Annotated in this window: 15 protein-coding genes; 6 read left to right on the forward strand and 9 right to left on the reverse strand. The window is 64.6% G+C overall.

All coding sequences use genetic code 11. The features are described from left to right. Positions 1-117 precede the first annotated feature (117 nt). Together IPM18_11280 and IPM18_11285 are read right to left on the reverse strand one after the other, a co-directional pair. Positions 118-1,395 (reverse strand): hypothetical protein, encoded by a 1,278-nt coding sequence (locus IPM18_11280; protein MBK9120166.1) that lies wholly within the window; start codon positions 1,393-1,395, stop codon positions 118-120. A 248-nt stretch (positions 1,396-1,643) separates the two neighbouring features. Continuing rightward, a complete protein-coding gene (locus tag IPM18_11285; GenBank protein MBK9120167.1) occupies positions 1,644-3,095 on the reverse strand; it encodes a DUF5009 domain-containing protein in 1,452 nt (483 codons plus the stop codon). A 177-nt stretch (positions 3,096-3,272) separates the two neighbouring features. Here IPM18_11285 and IPM18_11290 point away from each other — a divergent pair, with 177 nt between their 5' ends. The 3 genes from IPM18_11290 to IPM18_11300 all read left to right on the forward strand — a co-directional run bounded on the left by IPM18_11290 (position 3,273) and on the right by IPM18_11300 (position 7,707). Next, complete coding sequence (locus IPM18_11290; protein MBK9120168.1) at positions 3,273-5,033, forward strand: sodium:solute symporter; 1,761 nt, start codon at positions 3,273-3,275, stop codon at positions 5,031-5,033. 32 nt (positions 5,034-5,065) lie between these two features. Beyond that, positions 5,066-5,947, forward strand: a complete 882-nt coding sequence (ispE, locus tag IPM18_11295) for a 4-(cytidine 5'-diphospho)-2-C-methyl-D-erythritol kinase (protein MBK9120169.1) — start codon at positions 5,066-5,068, stop codon at positions 5,945-5,947. 167 nt (positions 5,948-6,114) lie between these two features. Next, positions 6,115-7,707, forward strand: a complete 1,593-nt coding sequence (locus tag IPM18_11300; protein MBK9120170.1) for a hypothetical protein — start codon at positions 6,115-6,117, stop codon at positions 7,705-7,707. A gap of 130 nt (positions 7,708-7,837) precedes the next feature. Here the strand turns inward: IPM18_11300 and tyrA are convergent, their stop codons facing one another. Continuing rightward, positions 7,838-8,995: a bifunctional chorismate mutase/prephenate dehydrogenase gene (tyrA, locus tag IPM18_11305; GenBank protein ID MBK9120171.1), complete on the reverse strand. Its 1,158-nt coding sequence runs from the start codon at positions 8,993-8,995 to the stop codon at positions 7,838-7,840. 169 nt (positions 8,996-9,164) lie between these two features. Here tyrA and aroC point away from each other — a divergent pair, with 169 nt between their 5' ends. Next, positions 9,165-10,325, forward strand: a complete 1,161-nt coding sequence (gene aroC, locus IPM18_11310; protein MBK9120172.1) for a chorismate synthase — start codon at positions 9,165-9,167, stop codon at positions 10,323-10,325. 59 nt (positions 10,326-10,384) lie between these two features. Here aroC and IPM18_11315 read toward each other — a convergent pair whose 3' ends face one another. From IPM18_11315 to IPM18_11325, 3 genes are all read right to left on the reverse strand, one after another. After that, a complete protein-coding gene (locus IPM18_11315) occupies positions 10,385-11,236 on the reverse strand; it encodes a hypothetical protein (GenBank protein MBK9120173.1) in 852 nt (283 codons plus the stop codon). 91 nt (positions 11,237-11,327) lie between these two features. Next, a complete protein-coding gene (locus IPM18_11320) occupies positions 11,328-12,083 on the reverse strand; it encodes a hypothetical protein (GenBank protein ID MBK9120174.1) in 756 nt (251 codons plus the stop codon). Positions 12,084-12,135: 52 nt separating this feature from the next. Then, complete coding sequence (locus tag IPM18_11325; protein MBK9120175.1) at positions 12,136-12,522, reverse strand: response regulator; 387 nt, start codon at positions 12,520-12,522, stop codon at positions 12,136-12,138. Positions 12,523-12,648: 126 nt separating this feature from the next. On the opposite strand from IPM18_11325, the gene IPM18_11330 reads away from it, so the two are divergent. Next, a complete protein-coding gene (locus IPM18_11330; protein MBK9120176.1) occupies positions 12,649-13,788 on the forward strand; it encodes an MCE family protein in 1,140 nt (379 codons plus the stop codon). 438 nt (positions 13,789-14,226) lie between these two features. Continuing rightward, positions 14,227-14,697 (forward strand): hypothetical protein, encoded by a 471-nt coding sequence (locus IPM18_11335; GenBank protein MBK9120177.1) that lies wholly within the window; start codon positions 14,227-14,229, stop codon positions 14,695-14,697. 31 nt (positions 14,698-14,728) lie between these two features. On the opposite strand, the gene IPM18_11340 is transcribed toward IPM18_11335, so the two are convergent. The 3 genes from IPM18_11340 to IPM18_11350 form a co-directional block, all read right to left on the reverse strand. Further along, the gene (locus IPM18_11340) at positions 14,729-15,127 is read right to left on the reverse strand and encodes an integration host factor subunit beta (GenBank protein ID MBK9120178.1); all 399 of its coding nucleotides are present in this window, start codon (positions 15,125-15,127) and stop codon (positions 14,729-14,731) included. Positions 15,128-15,395: 268 nt separating this feature from the next. Then, positions 15,396-17,984, reverse strand: a complete 2,589-nt coding sequence (lon, locus tag IPM18_11345; protein MBK9120179.1) for an endopeptidase La — start codon at positions 17,982-17,984, stop codon at positions 15,396-15,398. Continuing rightward, the gene (locus IPM18_11350) at positions 17,981-18,406 is read right to left on the reverse strand and encodes an Hsp20/alpha crystallin family protein (GenBank protein MBK9120180.1); all 426 of its coding nucleotides are present in this window, start codon (positions 18,404-18,406) and stop codon (positions 17,981-17,983) included. The genes lon and IPM18_11350 overlap by 4 nt, the downstream gene beginning before the upstream one ends. Between the last annotated feature and the right edge of the window lie 99 nt (positions 18,407-18,505).

The raw sequence follows: 18,505 nt of genomic DNA on the forward strand, positions 1-18,505 counted from the left end.
CCGCCATCGGGCAGGGGCATACTGTAGCCGATCCCCTTCCGAGGTTCACCTGCCAGGTCGGTGTCCTGCGCGGGACGCGGGATACTGACCTGGCTGTTTACGGTTCCCTGCGCCGTTCTACAGCTCGTACAACTGCTGGAAGAGCGCCGCGTCGGCGAGGTCGACAGCCCCGTCCCAGCTCAGGTCGCTGGCGAGAGACCGGGCCGGATCGCACGCGCCCGGTGCATCGGGGCCGCCGAGGCAATCGAAGAAGAAGAGCGCATCAGCACCTTCCACTTTGCCGTTAGCGTCCAGGTCGGCCGGCAGGGGGTAGATCGCGATCTGTCGGATGTCTGTGACCAAGCCAAGCGTGTTCGCGAAGAAGGTGGTGCGCTCGCCAGGCCCCGTGAAGTTGCCGTCGCCATCCAGGTCGGTCAGGCGGATGACGACTTTGCCGCTGTTGTCCGTCATGAGCACGGAACCGTCGTAGAGACTCACAATGTCGATGGCTGTGAAGTTGGCTTCCGCAGTTGCGAAGACGAGCGCGGCTTCGCCGACATCCTGCGCATTGCCATTCCCGTTCAGGTCCTGAACTCGCAGCAGTTGATCGACACCGCCCGTTGCCACCTGCAACGTGTACATGGCGTTCGGACGCACACGGTCGGGCTCCAGCGCGAAGCCCGCGAGCAGGGGGACACCGGACGCGTTAGTTCCGTCGAAGAAGAGGGTGAATTCACCGGGGCCATCTGCGCGGCCGTCGCTGTTGAGATCCTCAAAGCGATAGATGCCCCGAGTGTTGGTCGCGGAATCGCGCAGGAAACCGACCCCGTTCGCGTCGAAGAACAACTCCTGCGGGCTGAAGGGGCCGTTTCCGGGACCAAAGGCGAACTCGCCCACGTACTCCGTGATCTCGCCGGGGCTCTGTACCCGCCAATCACCATCCAAGTCCTCAAGCCGGTAGATCATGTCGGGGCCAAAGGCATTACCCGCGTTAGTCACGTAGGGTACACCGCGGGGATCGAACTCGACGCCGGTCGGGAACGCAAAGCTTGCCCCGGAACCATTGCTCGCATCGGCAGCAACGATGCTCTCACCGATGCCCTGCGCGTTGCCGTCGAAGTCGTGGTCGCGCAGAAAATACACGGCACGGTTCAACTGATCGCCGAACACCACCCAGCCGCCAGGTCCCACCGCCAGGGAGGTGGGATTCTGAGGTCCGAGTGTCCCATTAGAATTGGCCCCGCTGAAGAAGGTCCGGACCTCCTCGGGCTCGTCGATGACGCCGTTGCCATTGACGTCGTAGAGCACATGCAGGGCGTCCTGGTTACGGTCTGCGATGATGAATCGTGATTGCGCCGATGCGGGTGCGATGGCGGCGAGGAGCACGACTCCAAGCGAAATGCGTACAGCTAACACGGCTCTCTCCTCCTGAACTATCCTGGAATGTGACGGTTCCTTGCGCTGCGCAGGTCGTCGACACACTGTCGTCGATGGGAGCAGCTTCTCACCCGGGCCCGAACACGCTGAATGGCCGCCCGCCACTTGCCCGCGCGATGCCGTCCGAATCAGCGGGAATGAAACGTATCAGTCGATCAGGTCTTTGTCAATAACGGGGGCGAGATTTATTATTGCTTCTTTAGTATTATTACTAATACATTTCTCCGTCAAGTCCGCCAGATCAGGCGCAAGCGGGTAAACATTGCCACAAGAGCCGCAAGGAAGAGGGTCTTCAGGATCCCGCGCAACGCCCCCAGCCACGGTGTCCGCGTCCAGCTCACGAGCCACCCTTCCAGGCCGCTGAGGTGCAACAACGGGGGGGCGAGGTTGCGGATTCCGAGGTAGGCGAGCATCGGGTTCTGTCCATTGGCAATGAGCAGAACGCACGGTCGGCGCAGTCCGCCGTGGTCGATCAGCACGAAGAAGAAGGCCAGCGCGTAGGTGGCCAACCCCGCGGTGACGTAAAAGTAGCTGATCGTGGCGCGGTCCTTACGTATCCCACCTTCGTACGGTTCAAAGATGAGACCGACTACCAGCCAGAGGGTCGCCCAGCCGCAGAGACTTCTCAGGAGCCGGCTGGTGCTATCTGTCGGCCGGGCAAACAGGGTGATGGCACCTGCACAAAGGGCCAGTGTGAGTACAACGGTCAGTGTGACTTGTCGACTTTGCAGACCGCCTAGCAGTACGCCGTGCAGTGCCAGGATCAGGAGCGCAAGCACACCAGGTCGGCCCAATAAAGCGCGGGGTGTTGGTGTCTGGGGTCTAGCCGGCGGCTGTGCCGGACGTAGCCACTCACGGAGCACATCACCGGCGAGCGTTCCGGGGATCACGACCGCCAGGTATTGCAGAAAGTAGAACTGGTACTGGCTCGGCAGGGGGGACCAGTTCCACACGGCCCGCGACCAGCCGTCAGAACCGGCGGCGAGCCGAAATCCGAGCAACGCGACCAGTAGCCCCACCCGCAGTCCGACATGATTTCTGGTAATCGCCCACAGCAAACCGCCCGCGACTGCCACGTTACTCAGCACCGCCAGGATGGGATCGGTCCGCTTCAGATCAAAGGTCGTACCGTCCGGTGGGTGCGGCAGCATTGCCAGCAGCGTGATGGCGGCCGCCCAGCCGGCAGCGCGGCAGCCGCCGCGAAGGTGCAGCGACCAGCGTGCTGGCAGCTCCACAAGGATTGCGAATGGAATTGCGAAAGCAAGCAGGACAACGAGCCACGTCTGTGTGGTCGGGGGGTTGCTCAGTTTCCACGGCTGGACATGCTCGGCGTACAAGGCGAAGAGGGCAATCAGAGCACCCCGCGACAGGAGGTACGCGGGCAGGCGCCACCAACCGCCGGGGACTTCGAGGCGGCGACTGAGCGCGAGGGGCATCGCAGCCCCCATCGTGAACAGGAAAAACGGGAAGACGAGGTCCACCCAAGTCAGCCCGGCAAGCGTGCCATCAAAGAGGTGTGCCGGCGGGGGCGTCTGGGCGTGGTACATCCACGTCGGGAGGGTGCCGCCGTCAGGCAGCGTTCCGAACGGCAGCATGCCCGAGAGCGCCATGCCAAGGATGGCAAGGCCGCGCAGGGCGTCGAGGGCATCGGCTCGGCGGACGGGCGTCGGGGCGGACATGGTGGGCGGTATCCTACGCGACCACTGAAGCTCGCGGAAAGGAAGTGGGCCACCGGGTGTTGTCGTGCCCGCGTTGCTTGACACCGGCATCTGCCGCGGGATGATCCCCGGACCGCGCTCGCCGCACGGCGCACATCCTGGGCCGGGCAGAGGCCCGGCGACCGCGAGGTCACGGGCATGCACTGGATCGATCTCAGCATCCTTGCTGCGTACTTCGTCGGAGTGTTTGCACTGGCCATCGGTCTCTCGCGACGGGCCGGGCGCAACATCGACAGCTACTTCCTGGGCGACCGGAAGATGCGCTGGTGGCTGTTGGGTGCCTCGGGAATGGCTTCGAACATCGATGTGGCCGGTACGCTGCTGATCGTCTCCCTGATTTACACCTTCGGGCTCCAGGGGTTTCTCATCGAGCTGCGCGGTGGAATCGTGCTGACGATGGCGTTCTTTCTCGCTTTCATGGGCAAGTGGACGCGTCGCTCCGGCTGCATGACCGTCGCGGATTGGATGACCTTCCGGTTTGGGCCGGGGACCCAGGGTGCCGTCGCACGGCTGGTTGCAGCCGGGTTCAACCTGGTCTTCTTCGTGTGGGCGCTGGCGTACTTCCTGAAAGGTACGAGCGAGTTTCTCTCGGTCTACCTGCCCGTGGAGTGGGGGGGCAGTCCCGAAGGCGCCGCGATACTGCTGATGCTCTCGGTCATGGTGTACACGTCTCTTGCGGGCCTGCACGGCGTCGTGTGGACCGATGTGGTGCAGGGCGTGCTGATTTTGCTGCTTGCGCTGGTGGTGACCTGGAAGGCGGCCGTAGCAGTCGATCCTGGCACCCTCGGCGACGTGATCGATGCCGACTGGCTGCGACTCCTGCCGCCCGCGCGGATCGAACCGCCAGCGGGGTACGAAAGCTTCTCCCTGCTCGCGCTGAGCATCGGCTTCTACTTCTTCAAGACCGTGATTGACGGGTTCTCGGGCGCGGGCGGCTACATGGCACAGCGCTTCTTCGCCGCCCGTGACGAACGCGAGGCCGGGCTCATCTCACTCATCTGGATCGTGCTGATGAGTGTGCGCTGGCCCCTGATCATGGGCCTCGTGCTGCTGGGACTCACCATACCCGATCGAATCTCCAGCCCGGAGGCGGTCCTGCCGATCGTGATCCAGGAGATGATGCCCGTCGGCTTGCGCGGTCTGTTGCTTGTGGCACTACTGGGGGCTGCGATGTCGACGTACAGCTCGTTCATGAATGCCGGTTCGGCCTTCTTTGTGCGTGACATCTACCAGGCGCATCTGCGCCCGCAGGCCGGCCAGCGTGAACTCGTGGTGGCGGGATACGTGGCAACCATCGCGTTGGTGCTGTGCGGAGTCTGGTTGGCACTCGGCGCGGATCGCGTCAATGATCTTTGGAGCGTTCTCACCATGGGTGTCGGGGCAGGCCTGATCGTGCCCAACTGCATGCGCTGGTACTGGTACCGGATGAACGGCTACGGCTACGCGGCCGGGGCGGGCACCGCGATGATTGTGGCGCTCGCGATCGAGGGGCGAAACCGGGTACTGGGGGCCGCTGGGCTCACGAAGTTCTCGGAGTGGCAGACCTTCGGACTGCTGTGCGCTGCCGCGGTGCTGGCGATCATCGTTGTGTCCTTGCTCACCCGCCCGGTGGACCGTGTCGTGCTTGCGAACTTTTTCCGCACAACGCGCCCGTTCGGCTGGTGGAATCCGCAGCGCGCTGACCTGCCGCGGGACGAGGTCGCAGGGATCCAGCGCGAGAACCGGCGGGATCTCCTGGCGTTACTGCTGGCCGTGCCCTGGCAACTCGTGCTTTTCCTGCTGCCCATGGTGGCGTTGTTACGGCAGTGGCCACTCACAGCGGGTTTGGCGGCGGCACTGCTGCTCCTGAGCATCGGCCTGTACATCGTGTGGTACCGGCCATTACGGGCGTTGGCTTGACGTCTGCACAGTCGCCCCCGATGCTGCGCCCCATGTCGACGACGCCGACCTACCGCCGCAGCGCGCCTGCCAAGCTCAATCTCACGCTGCGAATCCTGGGTACGCGCCCGGACGGCTTCCACGAGCTGGAGTCGCTCGTCACCCGGATCGACCTGTGCGACACCCTCGAAGTCGTTCCGCAGGAAGACGGCCGTTACCAGTTTGAATGCGACGATCCGACCCTGCCGGCCGACGGTACAAACCTCGTATTGCGGGCGGCAAGAGCCCTCGCGCGCCACGGCGCGACGAATCATGGAGCGGACTTTCGGCTGTACAAACGCATCCCGGCCGGTGCTGGACTGGGCGGCGGGAGCTCAGATGCAGCCGCGACGCTGCTGCTGCTCAACGAGGCCTGGGGCCTGGAGTGTCTCCAGGCGGACCTGATCGAACTTGGTGCGAAGCTGGGGTCCGATGTTCCGCTCTTTTTTCACGGGCCGCGGTGCCTGGTGCGTGGACGTGGTGAGATCATTGACGAAGTGGCGGTGCCGTTGTGCGGCTGGGTAACGCTGCTGTTGCCGCCCTTGTGCTGTGCAACCCCAACGGTCTACCGCGCTTGGGATTCGCTTGCGACGAGCACCGCGCACCCGGCCGCCGACAGGGTCCTCGCGGCTTTACAGACCGCCGGGGGATCTGCGGCTGCCCTGATGCCGCTGTTGTTTAACGACCTCACGCCAGCAGCTTATGCGGCCTTCCCGGAACTGGAGCAGTGGGCAGTACGCGCCGCCGACACCGCGGGCGGCCCGGTTGGCATGAGCGGCTCGGGGGCCGCACTGTTTCGTCTATACGACACCGAGCACGAAGCGCGGGAATTCGCGGAGCGCGCGGCAGCCAACCTGGGTGTGCGCACGGAGACCGCGGCCCTGGCCATGATCTGAGCGCTGGATAGCGTGACTTTTTATACCGGGATGAACCGGTATAATGCCCGGCCCAAGAGACTTGCGTCGCCCGCAGCACCCGGTCGCACGGCTGCCCAAGCGCCGGACATCGTCGTCCGGCCCGGCCCACCACCGGCGTCTCCGGGGGATCCCCAACGAGGTTCCGCATGAGCACCCGCTTGCAGATCGGCGCCTACGCCCTCGATCTATCCGTGTACACCTGTGAGGGCACATTCTACCAGCCACACTGCTGGGAGGCCGAGGGTGACTGGCACGTCTGTCGGACGCTGGTGAATGGTGAAGACGGTGAAGCGCGGGAGGCGTCGCACGGCGAATTGCGGGTGCGGGTACTGGCGGACGAAGGGGAACGCATCCGGATTCGCCTGGCTGCGCGGCATGAACATGCCATCAAGGGCATCAAAATCGCGCTCGATCTACCCTATCTGCCGATGCTCGCGCCGGAGGAGATCACGCTCGACGACGCCACCTGGCGCGAGTGGCACTTTCCTCGTGATTGGCGCACGGGTTTCGCCGTGTGGCAGGCACAGCAGCGGTTCTTCACGGTAGTAACCCACGAGAATCCGTGGCGGTTCAAGCGACTCCGCGCCCTGCGCACCGGTGGTCGCATGCGCCTGGAAATACTCCAGGATGCCTCTTTGCGCGAGCGTACGCACCGGTTCGAGTCGAGCGAATGGGAGATCGGCTACCGGTCCGAAATCGACACCCTGCTCGACGACTACGCGCGCTTCGTCGGCCAGGCCTTCGGCGCAACCGCCTTCGACCGCCGGACGGACATGCCGGATTGGACCCGCGGGCTCGGACTGGTCGTGAATCTGCACAACACAGATTGGAACGGTCGCGTACACCTTGACTTCGCCGGCATGACGCGGGCCGTTGAAGCGCTCGCTCAGCAGTTCCCCGCCGAGCGCACGCTGCTGTATCCAATCGGATGGGACGGGCGGTACATGCGCGACTATCCGACGTACGAGCCCTCCCCCGGTTTGGGCGGCGCGGAGGGCTTCAAGGCCTTCTGCGCGCGAGCCCGTCAACTCGGCTTCCACATTATGCCGCATCTCAACGCCATGGCCGTGAACATGTGTCATCCGCAGTACCTGCGGCACTTGAAGGATTACGTAATCCGGGATTGGAACGGACTCTACCGGCACAGCTATCACATCGACTGGGATCACGACGGCCTGGGGGATGCGGCCCACGCCTACATCGCGCTCGAGCCGCCGGCGCTGCGGGAGATCTTGTGTGAGGCGACCGATCGCCTCGTGCGCACCTACGGGCTCGACGGCATCTTTCTCGACGAGACCTGCAACGTCTTCTATAACGACCCGGCGTGGGACCAGGTCCAGGGCGTCCGCCGGCTGATCTACGACCTGCACGAATGCCAACCCGACATTCTGATCGCCGGCGAGGAGTGGAACGAGATGCTGCTCGGTCTCACGCCCGTGGTACAGATTTGGGAGGAGACACAGGACGGGCGCGCCGGATTCGGCCGCGTCAAGTCGCCGCTGGTGCGTAAATGGGCGGGACGCTTCGTGCGGGCTTGTGGCTATCTCGCCCTGGCATCGCCCGACGGCGAGACCGGTGTGCATGAGTGGCCGGATAAGCCCTGGATCGACGAGCAGGAGAACGAGGCCTTCTACCTGCCGACGCTGTCATTGACACGGCACAGTATCGAGCGCGGTCAGGTCGGCATCGCGGCAACCGTGAAAAGGGCGCGGGACTATGTCGCCCGCTTCGTGCGGTGATGTCCGGTGCCCACGGTGGTCCGCAGCCGAAGATCATGGCGCGTCCGCTCCTGTGACGGACGCAGGGATCCAAAGACGGACTTGGCCTGCGACGTCGGACGCGGGGGGCCGCTGTTGCTGCTGTGGTCGGCTAAGCGCGCTCGACGAGCCGGTCGATGAGAAAATCGCTCTGCTCGAGGGCGCGTGTGCGGAAGTCGCCGAAGAACGCACCCACTTCGGCGAACATGCGACCGAAGGCGTCGCGATCACCACGGGCCGCGATGTCACGCAACTCCTCAGCCGCCTGCGCAAACGCATTCGCGACCGTGGTGGTCCCGGGGTTTGCCATCTGGATCGAGGCGTAAAGGTCGGGCGACTGGGCGAAGTGTCGTCCGGTGAGCAACAACTGCATCAGGTAAATCGGCGAGGTGTATGCCAGCGTGTGTGCCAACGGCACACCGAGCGCGGCCAGTGTACGGCCCATGACCTCCGTCGCGAAATGGACGAACACCTGCACAATGCTCATCGTTTCATCGTGCGCGATTGGCGTGGTTTCCACGATCGCAAGCCCGCGGGCCCGCAGCATCTGCCGCACCCATTCGAGCCAGGCCTCGCCCCGGCCGGGCGTCACGACGACGCGCTGACCTTGCAGCGAATGCACCGACGGGCCGAAGAGCGGGTGTGTACCGACCACGCTGGCCGTGGAGTACTGCAACATGGCCGCGACCGGCGCGGCCTTGATCGAGGTCACATCCATGAGCAGCGCATCGTCCCGGACGCGCGGCCCGAGTTCGGCGATGACCTGCTCGGTGACGTTGATCGGCACGCTGATGACCACCACGTCGGCGCAGGCGGCCGCCTCGGCCGGTGTGAGGCGCGTGTCCAGGTCCGCCGCCAGCACGGCATGGCCAAGGTCCCCGAAGAGTTGCAGCAGGCACCGCCCCATGCCACCCGACGCGCCGATGACCGCCACGGTACGCGGTTCAATTGTGGGGGGGACTTCGGCCTTCAGGGCGGCCTGGCGGTCCCGGCTGGCCCACATGATCAGCCGCCACAGCGACTCCACGAGTTCGGCATTCAGGCCGAGGGCCTGCCCGCGCGAACGGCGATCGGTGATAATCTCGTGCTCGCGCTCGGCGTCGCGGATCGGTAGACGGTGCTCGCGTTTATGCTCGGCGATGTCGGCAATCAGCCCGTTGCGGCGGGCCAGCAGTTGCAGAATTTCGCGATCAATCGCGTCAACCATCGCCCGTAGCACGGGTAACGGGCGAATGGCAGGATTCCCGGATGTCGGTGGCGTGGTACTCATATGATCACGTCATCGGTCCAGTAGCGCGCCGCGGCGCTGCCGGGTTGGCCGTGCGGCCCCCGGGAACATTGTGCGAGCCCCCGGCGGGACCCGCAAGCAGCGCTGGGTTTGGGTCGATGAGGATGCGCAGCCGAGGCCGCTGGCCGTACGGCTGTTGCTGGGAGCACGTATGGCAGCGTTGAGTTACCGGACGGCGGGTGAGTCTCACGGGCGCGCGCTGACGATCTTCGTCGAGGGCCTGCCGGCTGGTCTGTCGGTGGATACCGCGCTGATCGACGGGGAACTGCGCCGCCGACAGGGGGGATATGGCCGTGGGGGACGGATGAAAATTGAGAAGGACGCGGTGGCGGTGCTGAGCGGTGTCCGCCAGGGCCGGACCATCGGTGCGCCGCTCGTCATGCAGATCCCCAATCGCGATTTTCGCATTGACGATGCGCCTGCGATTCACCGCCCACGGCCCGGGCACGCGGATTTTGCGGGTGCTTTGAAATGGCTCACGCCCGATTGCCGGGAAACGCTTGAGCGCGCCTCGGCCCGCGAAACGGCGAGCCGCGTCGCGGCCGGCGCCCTGGCGAAGTGCCTGTTACGCGAATTCGGGATTGCGTGCGTTGGTTTCGTCGCCGAGCTCGGGCCGGTGCGGGCGGTTGTGCCGGATACCTTGTCGCCGGTGGAACTGCTGGCAGCGCGCGATGCGAATGAGGTGTACACGCCGGACGCCGCGGTGGTGGATGCGATGATCGGCGTGATCCATCGTGCCAAGGTCGAGAAGGACACCGCCGGCGGCATCGTCGAGGTGCGTGCGTTCGGACTCCCGCCGGGGATCGGCTCCTGTTTCAGTTGGCATGAGCGGCTGGACGGCCGCCTCATGCAGGCGGTGGGCTCCATCCAGGCGTTCAAAGGCGCGGAAATCGGCCTTGGATTCGAGGCCGCACGCCGGCCGGGCAGCCAGGTGCATGATGCGATCTATTTCGACCCAGCGCAGCGTTCCGCACACAACTTCGGCTTCGTGCGACACACCAACCGCGCCGGCGGGCTCGAAGGCGGCATCACGAACGGACAGCCACTCATCGTGCGCGGCGCGATGAAGCCGATTTCTACCCTCCTCCAGGGCATGGACAGCATCAACCTCAAGACACTGCAACCCGAGCGCAGCGACTACGAGCGCAGCGACGTCTGTGCGGTGCCCGCAGCCAGCGTGGTGGCCGAGAATGCGGTGGCGTTCGAACTGGCGCGGGCGTGGCTGGAGAAGTTCGCGGGCGACACGCTGCGCGAGGTACACGCTGCGTACGAGTTCTACTGCCACGCGGTGCGAACCCTAGGAAACGAGTAACCTCCCGGTTGCAGGGGACATCGCGCCGAGGCCCCCCCCCCGCCAGGAGCAGCGCTGCCCTAGGGTAGCGCAACGCTGGTCAGGTCGATCGGCAGGCGGATTTCTTCCACCTTCGGATGCACTTCGAACACGAGCTGGATCTCATTGTTGATCTGGCCCACGTCAAAGTAGAACATCGTCGCGTTCTGCTCATCCCGCGTTTGCACAACGGTGTCACGCGCCGGAAGCTGCCGCATCCAGCCATCGTAGAACAGCGCGCTCTTCACCTGTTCCGGCCGGGATTTGTACTGAAGCACAATTGTCCGGTTGGCTGGTGGCGTGGATTGGAGGCGCTCCGGTGCGACGACTTCAATCTCGATTCCGAGCTCTGCCAGGCGCGGGTGCTCCACAATCCGTCCGACATATTGAAACGGGTTGACGATCGTCACCGTCTCCGCCTCGTCTGCGAGGAAAAGCTGCACCTCGCCGCGTAGCCGTCGCAGTTCTTTCGCCCCGCGCTGACTGACTTCGCAGCGCGTCGCCAGCAACAGCCCCTCCGACTGCAACCGCGCCAGCGGAATCGCCTGTGGACGGGTCGTCGTGCGATCGGCCTCGGAATAGGTTTCGTCCGTCACCAGTGCGTGGCCCGTGTCGTCCACGACTTCGGTCAGCAGCAGGTTGCCGTGCCGCACGATGCGCGGAAGGGGGGTGCCGGCCACACGGACCTGGAGCGCCAGTTCGGAGCGGAAGCGTCCCGCCATGGCCGGATCATCAATGCTGAAGCGCATCTCCCGCATCGCTGTGATTTCAGCCCGCAGCTCACCCTGGGTGTAATCGACGGCGGGGGCGGCCGGTTGTGCACCCTGCTGCGCAGGGATGGTCTGGATTTCCTGTGCGAACAGAAACAGCACTGGGAGTACGATGGAGAGCATTTCCGCCTTCCTTGCATGCGTGGAACATGACGATGCCGAACAAGGGGTCGTCCGGTGCGTAGTTCTCTCAACTGCGCGATGGAGCGCCCGCTCATAAACCGGCGATATATTCTCGGCCACGGCGCAGGGCGTCAACAGCGCGCGCGCTGTCCGCGCGAATCACCAACCCTGGCGCAGCTTCCGCCCCCGCCAGTTGGGCCAGCCAGGTACGGAAGTCCACATCTCCCTCGCCAAAAGCCGTTTCTTCGAACCCGTCGCCGTGCCGGCGCACATCACGCAGATGCACCGCCCCGGTCAGACCCAGCGTGGCCACCTCGGCCGGGGGGGTTACATCGCGCGCCGTATCGACTGCCAGCAGCATCGTCGGGCAACGCAGCGCACGGATGCGGCCGGCGGTCTGGTCGAGGTTGGCCGCCGGATCATGCACGGCCACCGGCATCGCGAACCGATCAGACCACTCCGCAAGCGTGGCCAGCAACTCGGCCGCGAGCCCGTCGTGCCGCGGATCGTCGAAGCCGGAAAGGTTAACGGTCAGGCGCGGTACCCCCAGCGCCACCCCCAGTGTGAGCGTCGCCCGCAGGTGTTCCATCCGCTCGGTGGCGTAGCGCGGGTCGGCGAGGCCCGCGCCAGGTGTCAGCAAAGCGAGTCCGTCGAGTTGCAGCCCCAGGTCGCGCAACGTCTTGCGTAGATGTCGCTGCGCACTGGCTCCGAAGTCCGATGGATCGAGGAATTCGCGCGCTACGGCCGCATCCACCGCGTGGAAACCGTCGTCGGCCGCCTGTGCGAGAGCACTGCGCAGGTCCCGGCGGTAGGCGTTGAGCCAGGCAGATGGGGCGATCGGCGCCATGAGTCTGCGTATTCCCCTTGGAGCACGGGACTACCCAGCAGGGCAGGGGGCGTCAGTCCTGCAACAGCTTGTGGGTAACTTCCAGCAACCGGTCCATTCGGAATGGCTTGTTGATGTACTCGTCCACGCCGAGCGACTGCGCGTACTGCTTGTGACGCTGACCCTGGTTCCCGGTGATCATGACCACCTTGGGGCCTTCTTTACGCGGGGTTTTCTTCCGCAGGCGCTCCAGCACGAGAAAGCCGCTCTGCTTCGGAAGCATGATATCCAGGATCACCAGGTCCGGCTTGAGCTGCTCGGCTGTTTGCACGGCGGCGTTGCCGTCGGCGGCGGTATGCACCGTGGCGCCGGTGTCGGCCAGTCCCGTCGTAATGGCGGTCAGAATATCGGGATCGTCGTCGACCACGAGGATCGTTTTCCCGGCCAGTTCGTCTGCCATGGGATTCTCCTTGCGCGTCCCGCAGTGTACTATCCGACGGGTCGCCCGACAATGCGGCCGCCTGCCGGCAACAACGACCACGAAGGGCCGCGGTTCACGCCGGTAGCGCCAGCGGGAGCGCTGCGTATGAACGAAACTCGCCGTAATGTGCTGGTTGGCGTTTTTGTCCTCGTTGGCATCGGGGCCCTGGGTGCCCTGATTGTCCTTTTTGGCCGTATGCCGGTCTTTTTTCAGACCGGAACGTATGCGCTCGAGGTTGAGTTCGACGGTGTGACCGGCGTCCGCGCCGGAAACCAGGTCATCTTCAAGGGCCTGGAGATCGGCCGAGTTGAGGGGGTGAGTTTCGCCGAACCCGGCGCTCCGGTTCCCGAGCTGGACAGTGAAGGCAAATTGAAGAAGTCCACCGGCCCGGCACAAGTCCTGGGAGAGCGTACCGCCGTGGTGGTGCGCCTTTCGATCGACCAGAAGTATCGCGTGCCGGTCGGCAGTACAGCCCGCACGATGACGCCCATGCTGGGACAAGGGCGGCCGCCGATCGAGATAGTGCCAGGACCACCGGGTACGGGAGTTCTTGAACCGGGTGTGCCGATTCCACGGATCAGTGGCCGCGTGCAGGGGGCGCTCGATTCCCTGATTCCGGAGGCCATGGTCACCACGTTTGAGACCACGGCCCGGAACATCGGGGATGCGGCCGAAGCACTGACCCCGGTACTGGACGAACTTCGGCTGCTGCTCAAGCAAACTTCGCCGGAACTGGTGGATGCACCAGGTGGCCCACAGGGCAACATCTCGAGTGCCGTGGCACGGCTCGACGCGGCCGTCAAGCACTTCAACGAGGTGCTCGGGGACCCGAACGTGAAGAGTCGCCTGCGCGAAATCGTGGACAACGCGCACCAGATCAGCGTCGAAGGCAAGGCCATGGTTGGCGATCTCAAAGGGGCGGCCGAAGAGGCACGTGCGCTGATTGCCGATGCACGTGAGTTTGCCCAGAAAGCCGACGGCACGCTCGAGAACGTTGACCAGCGTGTGACCGAGGTGGGCCGTGCCCTGGTCAATACGCTCGACCAGGCCGACCAGTTGTTGACGTCGCTGCATGGCATAAGCGCAACTGTAGCGCGTGGCGAGGGCAGCGTTGGGCGTTTCCTCATGGAGGACAAGTTCTACGAATCGCTGCTGATCACGACGGAGCGCCTGACGATGCTGCTGGACGAGTTCCGCGCGCTGGTTGAGGAGTGGCGGAAGGGCAAGATTCGCGTGGCCCTCTAGGTTGGCACGTCCCAAGGCGTGCCTGGCCCAGCCCGCCGCTGTCCCCGCGCCCTCGGCCGTTCGCGCGCTGGTTTCAACGACAGGGGACCCACGTGCCTGCGCCTGCCGCTGACAACGCGCCTCTATCCGGCGTGCCATCAGAACTCGATTCACGGCGTTGCCGCGCGTGTAACTACCCTCTCATCGGCCTGTCCGAGCCGCGCTGCCCGGAGTGCGGCACCCGCTTCGACCCAAACAAGCCGTATTTTCCCGAAACTCCTCTGTTCCTCCTGCCCGACGGCCGCCCCGCCGGCTTATTCCACTTGCTGTGGATGAGCTACTTTCAGCCCGCACGGCTCGGACGCGGCCTGCGGCCCGATCGCATCCGGGCGCGGACCTTCGTATGGCTGTCCGCCCTGTGGGTTGCCATTCCAGCGACACTCTTGGGCTTTACCTCGGATGGCGGAGTGTTCGCGGCCGGCGGGGCCGCTCTGCATCGGCATTGCGGCCCTGGTCGGTGCGCGGTGTTGCGAGTGGAGCTGGTCAAGCGCCCTCATCACCTCTGCCCCGCCACCGCGCCACGACGAGCCGAAGGGGCGGCCCGCCATTTGGCCGGTGTTGCTCAAGATGGGGGCCGGGCACCAGGCGGTGACGCTCACCGCGGCTACCCTGATCGGGGTCGGGGTACCCGTGTTTGACACTTCGTGGGTGGACCGATTCCGGCCACAGGGCTTCTGGCTGTGCTTGGCTGTGGGCTATGTGTGGTGGGCGGCTGCGGTCCTTCGCATGATCGCGGGGCGCTTCCCCGCCGAGGGCTCGTGGGGCGGCGCAATTTCGGGATTGCTGCTGGGCACGATTGCTGGCATTGCAGTTGCGGTGTTCGCGATGCTGCTCATCGCGTATGTGGTGCTCATGCCGCTTTACATGTGAGCTGCTGCCCCCCCGATTCGCGACTCTCCCGCTAGACCGAGTCCGCCGCGGGCTGCGCGGCCACCGCCGGATGGGCGGCGACACTGTGACGAGCGTGCACGTGGCCCGCCGTCACGCCGGAAGCGGCCATTGGGGCATGTTTCGGACTGAAGAGCCGCTGCTTCATCAGCCGGCCGACCTTGAACTTCACGGTGCGCTTTTCGGGGACAGGGACTTTCTCCATTGTCTTCGGGTTCTGAGCAATTCGGGCGGCGCGCCGCCGGATCTCAAACACACCGAAATCCCGAAATTCCAGGCGGTTCCCTTCGCCGAGTTCCCGGACGATCTCATCGAGAAACTGCTGAATGACGCGCTTTACAAGCACACGCTTGTTGCCCGTCTTCTCGGAAATTCGGTCGACCAGGTCTTTCTTCGTTATCGTTGTCTGCATCGCCTTCCCCAGCTCACCGTCCAATCGGGGGACGGGCCAGTCATTGCATTCGATAGTGCGTAGAGATTCACGCCGCGATTGATGCGTATTTCGAGAGTCCCATGACCGACGGCCATGATACGGCATGCCCCGCCCATCTTCAAGCGGAATTGTTTTGTGGACAACGGGTTAAGTCGGCGCCCGCATCTCCGAATCGGGGACTTTTCCCCACCGGCAGGGGGACGCCCACCGGATGCGGGGTTCGCCCCGGTGGGCACAACGGGTGCGCTCAGCGCGTCCGGGCAGCCGCGGCCGAACGTGTTGTGGACCGCCGGTCGCCATTGGCACGCCGGCCACCGCCCCCGTTCTTCGGTTTCGACGGTGCCAAGGATTGGCGCGGTTTCTTGCCCGTCCGTGCGGGGGATTTTCCGCCCGGAGGGGAAACGGGCTTGCGGGGCGGGCGCTTTTGCTTGAGATCCGGAATGGCGGCCGCAAGCACATCCTCTACACGGCGCGCGAATATGAACTGCATTTCTTTGCGGACATCCGTAGGGACATCCACGAGGTCGGGCTCGTTGCGCTGGGGTAGGATCACGGCCCGCGCACCGGCCCGATGCGCCGCGAGGACTTTTTCTTTTACCCCTCCGATCGGGAGCACCTGGCCGCGCAGCGTGATTTCACCGGTCATGGCGACACGAGCATCAGCGGGGTACCCGGAGAGCAGTGATACCAACGCCGCGAGCATCGCCACGCCGGCCGAAGGGCCGTCCTTGGGAATGCCACCGGCGGGCACGTGAATGTGAATGTCCGTCTCCCGCAGATTGAAGGACTCAAGTCCCCAATCGGAGGCGCGCGCGCGTACGAGCGACAAGGCGGCCTGGGCGGATTCGCGCATCACGCTGCCGATCTGGCCGGTCAGCGTGAAGTTGCCGCTGCCGGGCATGCGCGCTGCCTCGACAAAAATGACCTGTCCCCCGACCGGGGTATACGCCAGGCCGGCGACGATGCCAACGAGGCCATCGGCGAGCTCGGTTTCCGGATCGAAACGGGCAACGCCGAGGTACTCCTCCAGATCCGCAACACGCACAGTGCGGCGTACCTTCTCGTCGCGGGCTACCTTGGCAGCCACTCCGCGGCAGACGGTGCCGATCGTACGTTCGAGATTGCGCACCCCGGACTCGCGCGTATGTGATTCGATGATGAATTTGAGCGCATCGTCAGTCAAAGTGAGCTGGCGCGACGCCAGCCCGTTCTCCGAAAGCTGCCGCGGTACAAGATAGCGCCGTGCGATTTCAAGCTTCTCGGCAGTCGTGTAGCCGCCGAGTTCGATCACTTCCATCCGGTCGCGTAGTGGCGCAGGCACCGGCTCCATCTGGTTGGCCGTCGCGATGAAGAGCACCTTCGAAAGATCAAAAGGGACGCCGAGATAATGGTCGGTGAAGGCGTGATTCTGCTGCGGGTCGAGTACTTCGAGCAGGGCGGCGGCGGGATCACCGCGAAAGTCGGACCCGAGCTTGTCGAGTTCGTCCAGCATGAAGACCGGGTTTCGGGTGCCCGCTTTGCGGATTTCCTGCACGATACGGCCGGGAATGGAACCGATGTAGGTGCGGCGGTGTCCGCGAATGTCAGCTTCGTCGCGCACGCCGCCGAGCGAGATTCGGATGAATTCGCGTCCCAGGGCGCGCGCGATGCTCTGTCCGAGGGAGGTCTTGCCGACACCCGGGGGGCCGACGAAGCAGAGGATCGGGCCTTTGCCCGAGGGTTTCAACTTCCGGACGGCGAGGTACTCTAGAATGCGCCGCTTGATCTTTTGCAGTCCGTAGTGGTCGGTATCGAGGACCTCCGAGGCACGATTCAGGTCGAGGTTGTCAGCGGTTTCACGCTCCCATGGCATCTGGCAGAGCCACTCGAGATAGTCGCGGATGACACCCGTCTCTGGCGAACTGGCACTGAGTCGCTGGAGGCGGCCGAGTTCACGCTCCGCTTCGTGCCGCACGTGCTCCGGCATGCCCGCTTCATCGACCTTGCGGCGCAGGTCCTCCAGCTCGGAGGCGCGGCTGTCCCCTTCACCAAGCTCCTTCTGAATCGCCTTGAGCTGCTGCTGGAGGTAGTACTCGCGCTGGGATTGGTCCATCTGTTCACGGACCTGCGACTGGATCTTGCGTGAAAGCTGCAGCACTTCGAGCTGGTTGTTGAGCGTCGCGGTAACCTTGCGCAGACGGTCGGCGACGTCGAAAGTTTCGAGCAGCTCCTGCTTCTGCGCGAGGCCCAGCGAGAGATTGGCCGACAGGTAATCGGCAAGGGCGCCGGGCTTCTCGATGTTGTCGAGCACCACGCGGGCCTCTTCGGGGACGTTCGGGCTGAGCTCGATGACCTGTAGCGCCGTCTGGCGCGCCGTGAAAGCCAGCGCGTCCAGCTCCAGCGACTTTTCCGGGGTGTCGTCCTCGTGGGGATTGATCACCGCCTGCCAATACGGATCGCTGGAAACCCACTCGACCAGTCCGACGCGCACGAGGCCGTGGACGAGCAGACTGTTGGTCCCGTCCGGCATCCGCAGCAGCTTGAGGACTGTGGCCGCGGTGCCGATGCGGTACACGTCGTTGAGGTTGGGATCCTCGATGTCCGGGCGGCGCTGCGTACACGTCACCAGCAGCTTGTTCCCCGCCAGAACAGCATCGATCAGGCGGCGTGACTTCTCACGTCCGACGGTCAGCGGAACCACCGTACCGGGAAAGACGACCATGTCACGGACCGGCAGCACGGGCAGGCGTTCGGGCAGTGGCGGATCACCCCCGGGGGAACGGCCCGCGGATGGTGCGGCATTGTTCGAGGTGGGCGTGGCATTGACTTTGGAGGCATCCGGGTCGGGGGTCGTCATGGTGTTGCGATTTTCTTCAGGGTGATCCACAGGTAGCCGCGGTCGTAGGCCATTTCGACGGTCTGGGCATCGACAGGCAGAGCGAACTCGACTTCTCGCACAAAGGGGCCCTCGTCGATCTCCATCATCTCGATGCTGTGCGGTTGCTGTAAATCGCGGTTGATGGGGCGGGTGCGCTGACCGGCCAGTGTGAGTGTGTGTGGCTCCGTCTGCTCGACGGTGATGGACTCATGATCCAAGCCCGCGAGCTCGACGCAAATCAGGTAGCCGGTCGGCAACTCATACACATTGATAGCGGGGGACCATGTGCCACTAGGGCGGTAGGAGCAGAAATTCCGGTTGAGCATTTCGTCCATGATGCTGCGGACGCGCTGCGTCCACCGCTGCATGTCGTCATCCGGTCCGAATCGGTTGGCATTCATGCGGTGCAGTTCCATGATGAGCTTGTCTGCACGCCGCCGCGCCTACCCTCCAGCGTCGGCACACCGGCTGCAAGTATAGCATCCCCCGGTAGTTTCGGC

This window comes from Phycisphaerales bacterium, from assembly GCA_016716475.1.
In the GTDB taxonomy this organism is placed as follows: domain Bacteria; phylum Planctomycetota; class Phycisphaerae; order UBA1845; family Fen-1342; genus JADJWG01.